The sequence below is a fragment of the Streptomyces sp. NPDC055962 genome (assembly GCF_042270185.1).
Lineage (GTDB): Bacteria > Actinomycetota > Actinomycetes > Streptomycetales > Streptomycetaceae > Streptomyces.
Genome location: NZ_JBHJYN010000002.1, coordinates 969,483 through 984,951, shown reverse-complemented (window position 1 = coordinate 984,951; position 15,469 = coordinate 969,483). Strand labels below are relative to the sequence as shown.

Sequence of the window (15,469 nt, the reverse complement as noted above, 5' to 3'; positions counted from 1 at the left end):
GGGGCGGACTGCCCGAATCCCGTGCATGGTGGGCAATCCGACACGCGCCCGGTACAGTCCCTTGCCATGACCGCACGGCTTGCCGATATCGCAACTCAGGCGGGGGTCAGCGAAGCGACGGTCAGCCGTGTACTGAACGGCAAGCCCGGTGTTGCAGCGGCCACCCGTGAATCCGTCCTCGCGGCGCTCGACGTCCTCGGCTACGAACGCCCCGTCCGGCTGCGCCGGCGCAGCGCGGGCCTCGTCGGCCTGATCACGCCCGAGCTGGAGAACCCGATCTTCCCGGCGCTCGCCCAGGTCATCGGCCAGGCGCTCACCAGGCAGGGCTACACGCCGGTACTGGCGACGCAGACGCCGGGCGGCTCCACCGAGGACGAGCTCACGGAGATGCTCGTCGACCGCGGGGTCTCGGGCATCATCTTCGTCTCCGGCCTGCACGCCGACACCTCGGCCGACATGCAGCGCTACGAACAACTGCGGGCCCAGGGGGTCCCCTTCGTCCTGGTCAACGGCTTCTCCCCCAAGGTGCAGGCGCCGTTCATCTCCCCGGACGACCGGGCCGCGATGCGGCTCGCGGTGACACACCTGGTGGCGCTCGGCCACCAGCGCATCGGCCTGGCGGTCGGGCCGAAACGCTTCGTCCCGGTGCTCCGCAAGATCGAGGGCTTCCACGCCACGATGCAGGAGCAGCTGAAGCTCACCGCCGACGCCGTGGAGGAGCTGATCCAGCACTCCCTGTACACGCTGGAGGGCGGCCAGGCGGCCGCCTCGGCGCTGATGGAACGCGGCTGCACCGCCGTGGTGTGCGCGAGCGACATGATGGCGCTCGGCGCGATCCGGGCGGCACGCCGGCTGTCGAGGGAGGTTCCGCGCGACCTCTCGGTGGTCGGATACGACGACTCGCCCCTCATAGCGTTCACCGATCCCCCGCTGACCACCATCCGGCAGCCGGTGACGGCGATGGGCCAGGCCGCCGTACGCACGCTGCTGGAGGAGATCGGCGGCACGCCGGCTCCGCACAGCGAGTTCGTGTTCATGCCCGAACTTGTCGTACGCGGTTCAACGGCATCGGGCCCGGGCCCCTCCTCACCGGCCCGCAGCGGCCGGTAGCGCACAGGATGTGCGACCGGAACCCGACCGGAGGATCATCGGGCGGAGGGGGACGTATCTGGCAGACTCTGCGCCTATGGGTGAATCGCACGTGACCACTGAGGAAGACCGCACGGCGGCCACCCCGTCACCCGTCGCGGACGGATCGACGGAGTCCGGTTCGACGAGAGTGATCCCCCTGTCCCGCATGCGCATCCCCCGCCCCTCCCTCCGTTCCCTGCGCGCCCCGCGCCGCCCGCGTCTCTGGTTCGAGATCCTGCTGATCGCGGTCAGTTACTGGCTCTACTCCCTGGTGCGCAACGCCGTGCCCGAGCAGAAGGCCGCGGCCCTGCGCAACGCCGACTGGATCTGGTCCCTCGAACACACGGTGGGGCTCGCCTTCGAGGAGACGGTCAACCACGCCGTCAACTCGGTGACATGGCTGATCGTGTCGATGAACTACTACTACGCGACGCTGCACTTCGTCGTGACCATCGGTGTGCTCGTCTGGCTGTTCCGCCGCCATCCGGGCCGCTACGCGGCCACCCGTCTGGTGCTCTTCGCCACGACCGCGGTGGCCCTGCTCGGCTACTACCTCTTCCCCCTGGCACCACCGCGGCTGATGAACGGCGGCGCCTTCGTCGACACGGTCATGCTGCACCAGACGTGGGGGTCGATGGCCTCGGGCAACTTCAAGCACATGTCGAACCAGTACGCGGCGATGCCGTCCATGCACATCGGCTGGTCGCTGTGGTGCGGTCTGACCATCTGCGCGCTGGCCACCGCCCCCTGGGCACGCATCCTGGGCGCGCTGTACCCCGTGGCCACGCTGGTCGTGATCGTGGCGACGGCCAACCACTTCTGGCTGGACGCGGTGGGCGGGATGACCTGTCTGGCCTTCGGCCTGGCGGTCTCGTACGCCTGGTACGGAACGCTCCCGCACCGTCTGCCGAAGCGGGTGCAGCACGCCGGCCGCAGCCGCCTTCGCGCCCTGCGGCGGCCGCCCGCCCCGGTGCCGGGGGTCCGGACGGCCGGGGCCCGGGCAGGCGGCCCGGGCGTGTCCGGAGAGTGAGGGCTGCCGTCCCCGCCGCTCTCAGCCCGCGGCCGTGAGGGCGGACCTCACCCCGCAGCCCCGTAGAAGCGCTCCTCGACGACCGCACGGGCCCGCCGGGTGATCCGCCGGTAGTCGTCCAGCATGTCCCCCACGTGTCCGGGCTCGTAGCCCAGGTACCGCCCGACCGCCGTCAGCTCACGCGGGTTCGAGGGGAACGTGTCCCCGGGACGCCCCCTCACCAGCATCACCGCGTTGCGCACCCGCGAGGCCAGCACCCACGCCTCGTCCAGCGTCTGCGCCTCCTCCGCCGGGATCAGCCCCGCCGCGCAGGCCGCCGCCAGCGCCTCACGCGTGCGCGGGGTCCGCAGCCCGGGTTCGGACCAGCCGTGCTGCATCTGCATCAGCTGCACCGTCCACTCGACGTCGCTCAGCCCGCCGCGTCCCAGCTTGGTGTGGAGCGTCGGATCGGCGCCCCGGGGCATGCGCTCCGACTCCATCCGGGCCTTGAGCCGCCGGATCTCCCGCACCGCGTCGTCCCCCAGCCCCTCCACGGGGTACCGCAGCGGGTCGATCAGCTCGACGAAGGCGCGGCCGAGCTCCTCGTCCCCCGCCACCGGATCGGCGCGCAGCAGGGCCTGGCTCTCCCAGACCAGCGACCAGCGCCGGTAGTACGCCTCGTACGACTTCAGGGTCCTGACCAGCGGCCCGGTCTTGCCCTCAGGCCGCAGGTCGACGTCGATGAGCAGGGGCGGGTCGGCGGTCGGCAGCTCCAGCAGCCTGCGCATCTCCGTGACGACGGTGTTGGCGGCCCGGGCCGCCTCCTCGTCGCTGACCCCCTCGCGGGGCTCGTGCACGAACAGGACGTCGGCGTCGGAGCCGTAGCCCAGCTCGTGGCCGCCGAACCGGCCCATGCCGATGACGGCGAACCTGGTGGGCAGGGTGGTGCCCCACCGCTCCCGTACGGCGGCGCGCAGCGCCCCGGAGAGCGTGGCGGCGTTCAGGTCGGTGACGGCGGAGCCGACCCGGTCGGCGAGGGCCCCCGGATCGGTTTCGGCCGGGTTGTCCTCGGTGCCGTACGAGCCGATGAGGTCGGCGGCCGTCGTACGGAACAGCTCCCGCCGCCGCACCCCGCGCGCCACGGCGACCGCCGCTTCGGCGCCCTGCGCCCGGCCGACGGCGGCCAGGACCTCCTGCTCCAGGTGGTTCCGGCTGCGCGGCGTGAGCCCTTCGGGGTCGCCGAGGATGGCGACGGCCTCGGGGGCCCGCATCAGCAGGTCGGGGGCGAGCCGGCCGGCTGACAGGACCCGGGCGAGGTTCTCGGCCGCGGCGCCCTCGTCCCGCAGGAGCCGGAGGTACCAGGGGGTCTTGCCCAGGGCGTCGGACACCTGCCGGAAGCCGAGCAGCCCGGCGTCCGGGTCGGCGGAGTCCGCGAACCAGCCGAGCAGCACCGGCAGGAGCGTGCGCTGGATGGCGGCCTTGCGGGAGACCCCCGACGACAGGGCCTCCAGATGCCGCAGCGCGGCGGCGGGATCGGCGTACCCGAGGGCTTCCAGGCGTACGACGGCGGCCTTGGCGCTGAGCCGGCTCTCGCCGGGCGCCAGCTGGGCGACCGCGTCGAGGAGGGGCCGGTAGAAGAGCTTCTCGTGCAGCCGCCGCACCACGGAGGCGTGGCGCCGCCAGGCCCTGTTGAGCTCGGCCACCGGGTCCGTGCGCAGGCCGAGGGACCGGCCGAGCCGCCGCAGGTCGGCCTCCTCCTCGGGGACCAGGTGGGTGCGGCGCAGCCGGTAGAGCTGGATGCGGTGCTCCATGGAGCGCAGGAAGCGGTAGGCCTCGTCGAGCTGCGCGGCGTCCGCCCGTCCGACGTATCCGCCGTCGGCGAGGGCCTGGAGGGCCTCCAGCGTGGAGCCGGAGTGCAGGGTGCTGTCACTGCGGCCGTGGACGAGCTGGAGCAGCTGGACGGCGAATTCGACGTCCCGGAGCCCGCCGGGGCCGAGCTTGAGCTCACGGTCGACCCGGTCGACGGGGATGTTGTCCACGACGCGGCGGCGCATCTTCTGCACGTCGGCGACGAAGTTCTCGCGCTCGGCGGCCTGCCAGACCAGCGGGGACAGAGCCTCGGTGTACTGCGCTCCGAGCTCGGGGTCACCGGCGACCGGCCGGGCCTTGAGCAGGGCCTGGAACTCCCAGGTCTTGGCCCAGCGCTGGTAGTAGGCGAGGTGGGAGGACAGGGTCCGCACCAGCGGCCCGTTGCGGCCCTCGGGGCGCAGGTTGGCGTCGACGGGCCAGATGGTGCCCTCGACGGTGGTGTCGGAGCAGATCCGCATCATGTGGGCGGCGAGCCGGGTGGCGGCCTGCATCGCACCGCTCTCCTCCGCGCCGTCCACGGGCTCGCCCACGAAGATCACGTCGACGTCCGACACGTAGTTCAGCTCGTGTCCGCCGCACTTGCCCATCGCGATGACGGCGAGCCGGCACTGGGCGGCGTCGGAGGGCGCGTCGGCACGGGCTATGGCGAGCGCCGCGCGCAGGGTGGCCGTCGCCAGGTCGGCCAGCTCGGCGGCGACCTGGGCGACGTCCGTCGTCCCGCACACGTCACGGGCCGCTATCGACAGGAGGGACCTGCGGTAGGCGACGCGCAGGGAGTCCGGATCGACCGCGTCGCTGAGCACGGCCTCGAACTCGCGCACCCCGGGGTGCAGGTCGGTGGCCTCGTAGGTGACGAGCACCTGCCAGTCACGCGGGTGCCGTGCCAGGTGGTCACCGAGGGCCTCGGAGGCGCCCAGGGCCCCGAGGAGCCGGTCCCGGAGCGGTTTGGCCGTGACCAGGGTGTCCAGCAGGATCTGCCGCTCGTCCGCCTCCTCGGCCTCGACGAGCCGTACGAGGCTGTGCAGGGCAAGATCCGGGTCGGCGGTCGCTCCGAGGGCGTCGAAGAGGACGGGATCGGCCCGTACGGAGGAGAGCTCGGGCAGATCCAGCAGCCTCTCGGCGGCGGACGGATCGGTGAAACCGTGCCGCAGCAGTCTCGTGAACGTACTGCTCCTGCGTCCCGGCACCGTCGTCATCCCGTGTCTCCTGCCCGCCGATCACACCTGTCCGCCCTTCGAGCCTAGCCCCGTACCGATGAATCCGGAGCGGCGGCGGAGTCCACCCTGCAGAGGCACGATCGAACAGAAGACCATGGACACCGCCATATCGCCCGAGGAGGCCTGTCATGCCGCCCGAGAACGCCGAGAACGCCGAGCACACATGGAACGCCGGGAACGCCGAGAACGCGGGGGACTCCGGGAACTCCGGGAGGACGGCAACCGGTCCCGAGACCGCCCTGGACCCGCACTACAGCAGCGAGGACGCGACCGCCCGCCCCTGGGCGGAGGCGGTCGCGCTGCTGGAGGGCGCCGAGATCTACTGGCTGTCCACGGTCCGCCCGGACGGCCGCCCGCACGTCACCCCGCTGATCGGCCTCTGGTCGGACGGCGCGCTGCACTTCTGCACGGGGCCGTCGGAACGCAAGGCGCGCAACCTGGCCGCCAACCCGGAGGTGGTGCTGACCACCGGCGCCAACACCCTGGACGAGGGACTCGACGTGGTGGTCGAGGGCCGGGCCGCCCGGGTGACCGACGAGCAGCGCCTGATCGCGCTGGCCGGGGCCTGGGAGACGAAGTACGGCGAGGACTGGCACTTCGGCGTCAGCGACGGGATGTTCTCCAACGGCGCGGGCGGCCGTGCGGAGGTCTTCGCGGTGGCGCCCCGCACGGTCTTCGGCTTCGCCAAGGGCGACCCGTTCGGGCAGACGCGCTGGCGCTTCGTCTGACCTCCGCCCCGCAGCTACTTCGGTCCGGTCCCGATGACGACGGTGGCGTGCAGTTCCTCGGAGGCGACGACGCGCGCGGTCAGCCCGCTGCTCCCCACCGTCTCCAGGGCGCGCGCGGCCTGCCGCTCGCTCGTCTCGACGAGGAGGCTGCCGCCCGGCGCCAGCCAGTCGGCCGCCTCCGCGACGACGCGGCGCATCACGTCGAGCCCGTCGCCCCCGCCGTCCAGTGCCACCCGCGGCTCGTGGATGCGCGCCTCCGCGGGCAGCAGCCCGACGTCCTCGGTGGGTACGTAGGGCACGTTGGCGAGCAGGACGTCCACGCGTCCGCGCAGCGAGCCGGGCAGCGGAGCGAAGAGGTCGCCCTCGTAGACCGTCCCGAGACGGCCCACGTTGCGCCGGGCGCAGCGCACCGCGGCGGGTTCGACGTCGACGGCGTGCAGTTCGGCGTCCCGCAACGACGAGGCGAGCGCCGTGCCGAGCGCCCCGGAGCCGCAGCAGAGGTCGACCACGACCGGTGATCCGGGGGCGAGTGCCGCCGCCTGGCGGACGAGGAACTCGGTACGCCGCCGGGGCACGAACACCCCGGGGTCCACGGCGATCCTCAGCCCGCAGAACTCGGCCCAGCCGAGCACGTGTTCAAGCGGCAGCCCGGCGGCGCGGCGCCCGGCCATGGAGGCGAGTTCGGTGGGGTCGTCCGCCGCGGCGACGAGGAGTTCGGCCTCGTCCTCGGCGAAGACGCAGCCCGCCTCACGGAGCAGGGTGACGAGGGAGGCGAAGGTGAGCGGTGGTGCGAATTCCTGCATGATGCGGAGCCTTTCGGGAAATCCGATGGGCGCTCCGCGATCGCTCTAGGCCCGGCGGGCCGTACGACGGCGAGGAGTGAGCACCCGGCCTGCTGAAGCGGTAATGGGTCTCACCTCCTGGGTCGGTCCCGGTCTCGGGACGCGTCACACTACCCGAATCACGCCGGCCGCCGCACCGCCGGCGGAGCTCCGCGGGCCGGGGCAGCACGACCGTGCCCCCGCCACGTCGGTGGCGGGGGCACGGTGGGCGGCAGACCTGGGCCGGCCCTCGCGGAGACCGTTCCCGGGCCCCGGTCGGAGGCTCAGGCGCCCCGGCCGGTCAGAGGTCCACGCTGTCGCGCAGCTTCGTCGGCGTCAGGAAGAGCGACGCGACGACACCGACCAGGGCGATCCCGGCGGAGATGAGGAAGATGTGTCCGGTCGCGTCGCCGTAGGCGGCCCGCACGACCTCCTGGATCTGCGGCGGCATCGCCGCCACGTTCAGCGTCGAGCCGCCCGAGGCGGACGCGGCCGGGTCGACGCCCAGCTTCGCAAGCCCCTCGGCGATCTTCACGGAGACCTGGTTGGCGAGCACGGCGCCCAGGACGGAGACGCCTATCGTGCCGCCGAGCGACCGGAAGAAGGTGATCGCCCCGCTGGCCGCGCCGAGTTCGCTGAGCGGCACGGTGTTCTGCAGGACGAGCACGAGGTTCTGCATCGACATGCCGACGCCGATGCCGACCGCGAGCATCCCGGCCGACACGATGACCAGGGAGGTCTGGTGGTCGATCGTGGACAGCCCCAGGAAGCCGAGGGTGAGCACGACGACGCCCGTGATGATGTACGGCTTGACCTTGCCTGTCTTGGAGACGAGCCGCCCCGCGACGGTGGACGAGATGAGCACGCCCATCATCAGCGGGATGGTCAGCAGTCCGGCCTCGGTGGGCGAGTTGCCCCGGCCGATCTGGAAGTACTGTCCGAGGAAGACGGCTCCGCCGAACATCGCCATGCCGACGGAGAGGCTCGCGACGATCGCGAGGGCGGGGTCCCGGCGGCGTACGACATGGAGCGGGACGACCGGCTCCTTGACGCGGGCCTCGACCAGGACGGCCGCGGCGAGGATCAGGACGCTGCCGCCGACCATGGCGAAGGTCTGCCAGGACACCCAGGCGAAGTCGTTGTCGACGAAGGTGACCCAGAGGAGCAGCAGGCTGACGCCGGCGGCGATGAGGGCGGCGCCCAGGTAGTCCACCTTCACGCCCTCGCGGCGCACCTCGGCGAGGTGCAGGGTGCGGGTCAGCAGCACGAAGGCGACGAGGGTGAACGGGATGGCGATGAAGAAGCACCAGCGCCAGCCGAGCCACGAGGTGTCGGTGATGAACCCGCCGAGCAGCGGACCTCCGACGGTGGCGACCGCCATGACGCCGCCGAGGTAACCGTTGTAGCGGCCCCGCTCCTTGGGGCTGATCATCGCGGCGATGATCACCTGCACGAGCACCTGGAGCGCACCCATGCCGAGGCCCTGGATGACGCGGAAGGCGATCAACTGCTCGGTGGACCGGGCGAATCCGCACGCGACCGACGAGATGACGAACAGCCCGATGGCTACCTGCAGGAGCAGCTTCTTGCTGAACAGGTCCGCGAGCTTGCCCCAGATCGGCGTGGAGGCCGTGGAGGCCAGCAGGGTCGCGGTGACGACCCAGGTGTACTGCGACTGGGTCCCGTCGAGCGAGCCGATGATCTGCGGGAGGGCCACCGAGACGACCGTGCTGCTGATCATCGCCACGAACAGCACGATGAGCAGACCGCTCAGCGCCCGCAGCACATGGCGGTGGTCCATCGGCGCGGCATCGGCCGGCGCCGCCGTAACTGCGCTCACGCGCAACCTCCGGAGGAGTTCGAGGAGAAGGATCAAGGGCAACGGTTCGTGAGGGGCGGCGGACCCGGAAACCACCAGGACCGGAGCCCCCGGACCCCGCGCCCGGGACAGGGCCGGGGGACGAACCGAGGAAGCCTTCACCTTACATGCACATTGGGCAACATTGCTCACTGTGCAACATTTTTGCGCCATGGATGTCCGCGCCGTAGATAATGGATGCATGGAGAGCCCAGTGGGACTGCGGGAACGCAAGAAGGCGGCCACCCGGCAGGCGGTGCACGAAGCGACGATGCGGCTGACCGTCGAGCTCGGCTTCGACCACGTGACGGTGGAGGCGGTCGCCGACGCGGCCGGCATCTCCCGCAGAACGTTCTCCAACTACTTCACCAACAAGGAGGACGCCCTCCTCTACGGCGAGGAGCAGCTGATCGGTTCGCTGGTCCGCACCGTGTGGGACCGGCCCGCCGAGGAGCCCGCCTGGCCGGCGCTGCGGGCCGCGGTGGCGGACTTCTCCGCACGCATGGTGACCCCGGAGCGCGAATGGGCCGTCCGCACACGGCTGGCCATGCGTCACCCCTCCCTCCTGGCCCGCCAGCTGGCCAACCACGCCGCGCTGGAACGGGACCTGGCGGACGCGATAGCCGCCCGCCGGGGCCCCGAGGGGCACCCGGTGCGGCCCCTGGTGCTGGCCGCGGCCTTCCTCTCCTCGTTGCGGATCGCGATGCGCATGTGGATCGAGGAGGACCTGGCCCGGTCCCCGGCCGAGGTGATCGACGAGGTCCTCGACGAGATGGGACGGAGCTTCGGCTGAGCGGCGCCCCGGCCCGTACTCCGCACGGGAGGGGCAGCGGATCACGACCTGTCGGCGAAAGGCCAGGCTGGTCGCGGCCGGCCGGGCGGTCGCCCTCCGCGCGCCGTGCGCGGGGCCCCGGTGATCGCCGTCCGCTCCTCGCGCGGCCGGGCGATCACCGGGGCCGTGGCGGCTACGATCCCCGCATGGCAGCGGACACGAGGGATGGCACACCACGACCGGCAGGCCCGAACCAGTTGTGGGCCCTCTCGTCCGCCGCGTTCGCCGTCTTCCTGGCGAGCTGGGCTCTGTCCTGGTTCCAGGCCTACGGCCTCGACGACGACCTGCCGAACACCTGTGACGACGTACGCAGACAGGTCTTCCCGACGGAGGTGTCCTGCGTGTCCGCGGACGGGACGGTCACCGGAGGGACCCCCGGGTGGCTGGTGGTCCTGTTCTTCGCCTCACTGGTGGTGGCCGTCCTGTCGGGGACCATGGCGTCGGCGGTCTCGTCCGCCGCACGCCGGAGGTGACTCAGCCGCGCCGTGCGGCACCGTCCGGCCAGATCACGTCCACCGGTATGCCGGCCCGCCGGGCCTCCTCGACCAGGTCCGCCGTCCCGCCGCCCCGCCCGGACGGCGGGGTCCCGTCCCACACGGCGACGAGACGGTCCGCGCCCTTCAGCAGCTCGGCGTTGGCCGCCTCGTACGCGGCGCGGTCGGCGGTCTCGTAGGGCAGGGTCCGCACCTCGACGGCCGTCTCGCTGAGGTGGTCGAACACGGCGGCGTCCTGGGGTCTCACCACCGCGGAGCGGTAGTCCAGGGACGGGATGACGGCGATCACGCGGCCTCCGATGGCGGAGACCTCCTCGGCGAAGAGCGAATCGGCTCCGGCGGCGATGCACGAGATTCCGGTGAGGTCCCCGCTGTAGGGCCCCAGCAGTTCGCGGATCGCTGCCCGTACGAGCGGGACGGTCTCCTCGGTCAGATCGATGTGCCCGGTCACGGCCAGTGTGGTCATGCGGTGCCCCTCCTCGGCTCGGCAACGGCCGCGGGCCGGTCAGGACGCCCACGGTGCACGAGTACGGCTGCCCCCGTCGCACCCCTCGCACGCACGGGCGTCGTGCGCCTGGACGGCGCTACGGCTTCGCCACCGGACCCTGGCCGGACCATGTGGCCGCCAGCGCACGGTAGTTCGCGAAGCGGGGACCGGGAACCGTCTCCTGGACCGGCCGGCCGTCCAGCCAGCAGACGTCCAGGATCTCGGTCTCGGTGTCGAACAGGCAGCACACTCCCCCGGACTCTGCGGCGAAGCCGGTGAACACCGCCCTGACGCCTGGGGACCGGGCGAACAGCCGGCTCATGCCCGTCGTTGCCGCCATGAACTCCAGCGACGCGTACCGAGGATGTTCCGCGGGCGCGAACCGGACCGTGAGGTAGATGTACCCGATCGGGACTCTCCCGAGCTCGTCGGCCTCCGGATCACGGTCCTCCATGTACTCACGGACCGCGTCGTCGACTCCGAACATGAGGGAGGTGTCGAGTTCGAGCGTGCCGCCCGCGGAGCAGTCGACCGGCTCGCCCCTGAAGCCGGAGGTGTACGGCACGACGACCCGGTCACCGCCGGGCAGGGTGACCGTGATCGGCGGCCTGCGGTCGGGGCGCGGCGCCAGTTCCCTGAGCTTCCGCAGTGCGGTGCCGACATCGCGGGCGGGCGTGATGATCTCGTAGCTGTAGGAAAGTCCCATGCGTTCCCTCTGCGGGCCGACGGGAATCGTGCCACCGTTCCCCCGAGCCCGGCACGGTGTTTTCCGAGGGAACTGCGGCCTCCTCCCCGGAGGGGCCGTCAGAGAGCGGCGCAGGAACCACGCCCCCTGACGAAAAGTCACGGCACCGGCAGCACGTACTTCAGCCAGTACGCCGTGATCTCGCTCCGGCCCCCTCCCACCCCCTGCTGCGCAGGAAGTCATCTGCGGTGTCCGTGGGCCGCCCTTCGGCAGCCCACAGACGGCCCAACTCGCCGCTCACCAGCATCGACTACGTGCACGAGCGCTCACGAGCACTACTGACGCGGCAGTTCACCTGATCCACTCCGCGACGACCGCCGCCAGGCTGTTGAGAGCAGGAGTGATCGTGGCCTGAACGACGGCCACCATCACCACGGACTTGATGTCAGCAGCGAACTGACGGCGCTCGGCACTCTTCGCACGCTTCCGACGACGCATGGTTCCCCTTCCGGTTCCTGGGTACCAGCGTCGGCGTCACTGCAGCGCACATGTTCGGCCAGCGCCACAACTGGACACTTGCGAGCATGGCCAACCCCGTGACCTGCAGCGATGCCATATGAGAAGCTCCGAGGGAAACACTTCAAGACACTCGGGGGGACGACAATGGACACACGAGGGAAGCGCGGGCTCACCATGCCGAGCGAGCGTGATGTTCCAGCCGGCCCGCACAGGGATCTTCTCTCAGCGCTGCACGACGCGTATCGCGCTGCCGGTCGGCCTGGACTCCGCCAGATTGCTGCGGGCGTGAAGAACGATGACCGCGCCCCAGCAACACTCAATTACCAGGCGATCGGAAAAATCCTCAACGGGAAACAACTTCCGAGTCCACGCCAATTGGTCAGCTTGGCCGCATGGCTCATTCGAGAGGGAAACATCGGACGAAACAACGACGAAAACAATGATGAGGGCGTAAAGAAACTACTGGAACACCTGGAAGCAGCACACAGGAGCGCACACAGGCGTGAAGAGACCGAAGATTATTCTGCACATTCGGACATAATCCGATCGACACTTGCAGCAGAGGCCCATATCGAGCGGGCACTTCTCAGCTGCATGATGCGATCCGAGTCGGCCCTGGCGGCGGTCATCGAAGACCTGGCACCGGAAGTTTTCGCCGATGAAGTGAATCGTGCAATTTACCTGTCCCTGCTCGGTCTGTACGCGGACAACGAGGAAGTGACCCCACAAAAAGTCACACAAGAGGTTAGCCCAGGATTTCCCGGCCGCGATACGGAGAAAATCATCGAGGCAATCCTTGACGATTCCATCGATCCTGATGAAGCAGCGGCATGCGTCGCATTCGCAAAAAGAATAGCGGAAGTGAAGCGAGTAGCCCTACTGGGGGCCACTCTTACGAATCTGGCAGGAAGGTCGATATCCAAGCAGGGGGAACCCGACGTCGAATCCCTCGTCGATTCGGTCGAGGATGAGGTTCTTTCCTACATGGAAGAAATTCACAACATAAGCACTGTCGGTCGAAAAATAATCCCAGTACTGGACGAAGTCGAAGGCATAAACAAGAGGACAAGTCGTCCCGTACTGAGCGGATTTCGCCACTTCGACCTGTTGAGCTCGGGCTTCAGGCCCGGTGAACTTACCATCCTCGGGGGCGCATCCGGAATCGGAAAATCCACGCTAGGCCTTGACTTCATCAGGAACTGCTCGATCGCTCAATCTCAAACCAGCTTCCTCGCGTCACTCCAGATGAGCCGGGACGAGATGGCCATGAGGATCATGTCGGCCGAGGCCCGTGTGCCGCTTCAGGCGATGCGCTCCTCTGAAATGACCGATGAGCAATGGAAGCGCGTCGCTGCCGTCATGCCAAAAATCTCTCAGGCACCCCTGTACATGGAAGACGATCCTACGTACTCCTTTCGAAGCCTCATCTCTTCCTGCGAGTGGCTGGTCAACTTCAAGAACCTGAGACTCGTGGTGATCGACAGTATTGATTTGCTGGAGCTTGACAGCACCGCAGAGGAAGCCAAGTACAGCTTCTCACGCATCGGGCGAGAGCTGCGGAAGGAAGCAAGGAGACTAGAGATTCCAATCGTCGCCCTCTTCCAAACCGAAAGGTCGACGCAACACTATTCAAGCACCCTTCCCTCGCTGCGCGACATCCCTGATTCCCTCGAAAAGCACGCAGACCGAGTGGTCCTCCTGCACCGAGAAGACGCTTATGAGCGAGAGTCACCACGAGCAGGTGAAGCAGATCTCGTCATCGCGAAGAACCGGACAGGGCCCACAGGAGTTGCCACTATAGCCTTCCAGGGGCATTACGCACGTTTCATGAATATTGCATGACCACCTCCGGCGGCACCTGGTCACCGATGCGGACCGAATTCCTGCTCCAGGACCTTGTACGCCTCATGGGCCGTCGACTTGCTGCCCTCGCCACTTCGGTGACGTGCGGGCAGCGAGGCGCGCCACAGGCAGACCGAGGACAGGATGCACGAGGCCGCCGATGCGGGCAGACGGCCCACGACGCCTGAAACCGCTTCGGGTCGACGGTGAGAACATCAAGGCGCTGAGCACGTACCTCGGTCACAGCGACCCAGGGTTCACCCTGCGGGTCTACACGTATCCCATGCCGAGCAGTGAAGGCCGCACCCGGAAGGCCGTGGACAGCATGTATGAGGCCCTCACTGCGACAGCAGACGGCCCAGGACGCCTAGAACGGCTTCGGGCCGACGGTGCGACACCGTCGGCCCAAAGTCGTGTACACGCACCTCGGGGCGCTGACCTGCGGTTACAGCACCGGCAGCAGGTTCTTCAGCTCGAAGGCCGTGACCTCGCTGCGGTACTCCTCCCACTCCTGCTTCTTGTTGCGGAGGAAGAAGTCGAAGACGTGCTCGCCCAGCGTCTCGGCGACCAGTTCACTCTTCTCCATCAGTGCGATCGCCTCACCCAGGTTCTGCGGGAGCGGCTCGATGCCCATCGCGCGGCGCTCCGAGTCGGAGAGGGCCCACACGTCGTCGTCGGCGCCTGCCGGGAGCTCGTAGCCCTCCTCGATGCCCTTGAGGCCCGCGGCGAGCAGCACCGCGTACGTCAGGTAGGGGTTGGCGCCGGAGTCGATGGAGCGGACCTCGACACGGGCCGAGCCGGTCTTGCCGGGCTTGTACATCGGGACGCGGATCAGCGCGGAGCGGTTGTTGTGGCCCCAGCAGATGTACGAGGGGGCCTCGCCGCCGGCGCCCGCGGAGCGGCTGGAGCCGCCCCAGATGCGCTTGTAGGAGTTGACCCACTGGTTGGTCACGGCGGAGATCTCCGCAGCGTGCTTGAGCAGGCCCGCGATGAAGGAGCGGCCCACCTTGGAGAGCTGGTACTCGGCGCCCGACTCGTAGAACGCGTTGCGGTCGCCCTCGAAGAGGGAGAGGTGGGTGTGCATGCCCGAGCCCGGGTACTCCGAGAACGGCTTCGGCATGAACGTGGCCTGCACGCCCTGCTCCAGCGCGACCTGCTTCATGACGAGGCGGAAGGTCATGATGTTGTCGGCGGTGGAGAGTGCGTCCGCGTAGCGGAGGTCGATCTCCTGCTGGCCCGGGGCGCCCTCGTGGTGGCTGAACTCGACCGAGATGCCCATCGATTCGAGCATGGTGATCGCCTGGCGGCGGAAGTCCATGCCGACGTTCTGCGGGGTGTGGTCGAAGTAGCCGGAGCTGTCGGCCGGGGTGGGGCGGCTGCCGTCGACCGGCTTGTTCTTCAGCAGGAAGAACTCGATCTCCGGGTGGGTGTAGAAGGTGAAGCCGAGGTCGGAGGTCTTGGCGAGGATGCGCTTGAGCACGAACCGCGGGTCCGCGAAGGAGGGCGAGCCGTCGGGCATCAGGATGTCGCAGAACATCCGCGCCGTCCCCGGGGCCTCCGCACGCCACGGAAGGATCTGGAACGTGCCGGGGTCCGGCTTGGCGATCATGTCCGATTCGTATACACGGGCGAAGCCCTCGATGGCCGAGCCGTCGAAGCCGATGCCCTCGTCGAAGGCCTGCTCCAGCTCGGCGGGGGCCACGGCGACGGACTTGAGGTAACCGAGAACATCGGTGAACCACAGCCGTACGAAGCGGATGTCGCGCTCCTCAAGCGTCCTGAGGACGAATTCCTGCTGCTTGTCCATAGCCACATCCTTGCAGTTCAGACGGTCCGTGCACCACCGCCCGGGGTAGGGGAGACACCTCAGTATCACGACCCGGGATTTCACCCAGATTACGCACACGGTGTGAGAGAGAGCACGCGGCCACCCACTACGATCGGCGCCCATGGTGTGCAAGGACCGCAGCCGCTCCG

At 69.2% G+C, this 15,469-nt stretch carries 13 protein-coding genes; 6 read left to right on the top strand and 7 right to left on the bottom strand.

Annotation, left to right across the window (positions count from 1 at the left end; translation table 11 throughout):
- The first annotated feature begins 66 nt into the window (after nt 1-66).
- Together ACFC51_RS09670 and ACFC51_RS09665 are read left to right on the top strand one after the other, a co-directional pair.
- Nucleotides 67-1,110 (top strand): LacI family DNA-binding transcriptional regulator, encoded by a 1,044-nt coding sequence (locus tag ACFC51_RS09670; RefSeq protein WP_376380222.1) that lies wholly within the window; start codon nt 67-69, stop codon nt 1,108-1,110.
- 76 nt (nt 1,111-1,186) lie between these two features.
- Nucleotides 1,187-2,161, top strand: coding sequence for a phosphatase PAP2 family protein (locus tag ACFC51_RS09665; RefSeq protein ID WP_376380224.1), 975 nt, complete (start codon nt 1,187-1,189; stop codon nt 2,159-2,161).
- A gap of 47 nt (nt 2,162-2,208) precedes the next feature.
- On the opposite strand, the gene ACFC51_RS09660 is transcribed toward ACFC51_RS09665, so the two are convergent.
- Nucleotides 2,209-5,205, bottom strand: coding sequence for a bifunctional [glutamine synthetase] adenylyltransferase/[glutamine synthetase]-adenylyl-L-tyrosine phosphorylase (locus ACFC51_RS09660; protein ID WP_376380227.1), 2,997 nt, complete (start codon nt 5,203-5,205; stop codon nt 2,209-2,211).
- Nucleotides 5,206-5,354: 149 nt separating this feature from the next.
- Between ACFC51_RS09660 and ACFC51_RS09655 the strand changes: the two genes are divergently transcribed.
- Nucleotides 5,355-5,954 carry a pyridoxamine 5'-phosphate oxidase family protein gene (locus ACFC51_RS09655; protein ID WP_376527863.1) on the top strand — a complete coding sequence of 200 codons (600 nt, stop codon included), beginning with the start codon at nt 5,355-5,357 and terminating at the stop codon, nt 5,952-5,954.
- A 14-nt stretch (nt 5,955-5,968) separates the two neighbouring features.
- Here ACFC51_RS09655 and ACFC51_RS09650 read toward each other — a convergent pair whose 3' ends face one another.
- Nucleotides 5,969-6,757, bottom strand: coding sequence for a putative protein N(5)-glutamine methyltransferase (locus tag ACFC51_RS09650; RefSeq protein WP_376527860.1), 789 nt, complete (start codon nt 6,755-6,757; stop codon nt 5,969-5,971).
- Nucleotides 6,758-7,076: 319 nt separating this feature from the next.
- Nucleotides 7,077-8,576, bottom strand: coding sequence for an MDR family MFS transporter (locus tag ACFC51_RS09645; protein WP_376528022.1), 1,500 nt, complete (start codon nt 8,574-8,576; stop codon nt 7,077-7,079).
- Between the two features lie 259 nt (nt 8,577-8,835).
- On the opposite strand from ACFC51_RS09645, the gene ACFC51_RS09640 reads away from it, so the two are divergent.
- Both ACFC51_RS09640 and ACFC51_RS09635 read left to right on the top strand, forming a co-directional pair.
- Entirely contained in the window at nt 8,836-9,426 is a 591-nt protein-coding gene (locus ACFC51_RS09640) for a TetR family transcriptional regulator (RefSeq protein ID WP_376380236.1), read from the top strand.
- Nucleotides 9,427-9,611: 185 nt separating this feature from the next.
- Entirely contained in the window at nt 9,612-9,938 is a 327-nt protein-coding gene (locus ACFC51_RS09635; protein WP_376380238.1) for a hypothetical protein, read from the top strand.
- Between the two features lies 1 nt (nt 9,939).
- Here ACFC51_RS09635 and ACFC51_RS09630 read toward each other — a convergent pair whose 3' ends face one another.
- From ACFC51_RS09630 to ACFC51_RS09620, 3 genes are all read right to left on the bottom strand, one after another.
- Nucleotides 9,940-10,425, bottom strand: a complete 486-nt coding sequence (locus ACFC51_RS09630) for a hypothetical protein (protein WP_376527858.1) — start codon at nt 10,423-10,425, stop codon at nt 9,940-9,942.
- Nucleotides 10,426-10,543: 118 nt separating this feature from the next.
- The gene (locus tag ACFC51_RS09625; protein ID WP_376527856.1) at nt 10,544-11,152 is read right to left on the bottom strand and encodes a hypothetical protein; all 609 of its coding nucleotides are present in this window, start codon (nt 11,150-11,152) and stop codon (nt 10,544-10,546) included.
- 330 nt (nt 11,153-11,482) lie between these two features.
- Nucleotides 11,483-11,629 carry a hypothetical protein gene (locus ACFC51_RS09620; RefSeq protein WP_376380247.1) on the bottom strand — a complete coding sequence of 49 codons (147 nt, stop codon included), beginning with the start codon at nt 11,627-11,629 and terminating at the stop codon, nt 11,483-11,485.
- Between the two features lie 195 nt (nt 11,630-11,824).
- On the opposite strand from ACFC51_RS09620, the gene ACFC51_RS09615 reads away from it, so the two are divergent.
- Nucleotides 11,825-13,492, top strand: coding sequence for a replicative DNA helicase (locus ACFC51_RS09615; protein WP_376527854.1), 1,668 nt, complete (start codon nt 11,825-11,827; stop codon nt 13,490-13,492).
- 445 nt (nt 13,493-13,937) lie between these two features.
- Here ACFC51_RS09615 and glnA read toward each other — a convergent pair whose 3' ends face one another.
- Nucleotides 13,938-15,299 (bottom strand): type I glutamate--ammonia ligase, encoded by a 1,362-nt coding sequence (glnA, locus tag ACFC51_RS09610; protein WP_329228065.1) that lies wholly within the window; start codon nt 15,297-15,299, stop codon nt 13,938-13,940.
- Nucleotides 15,300-15,469 lie beyond the last annotated feature (170 nt).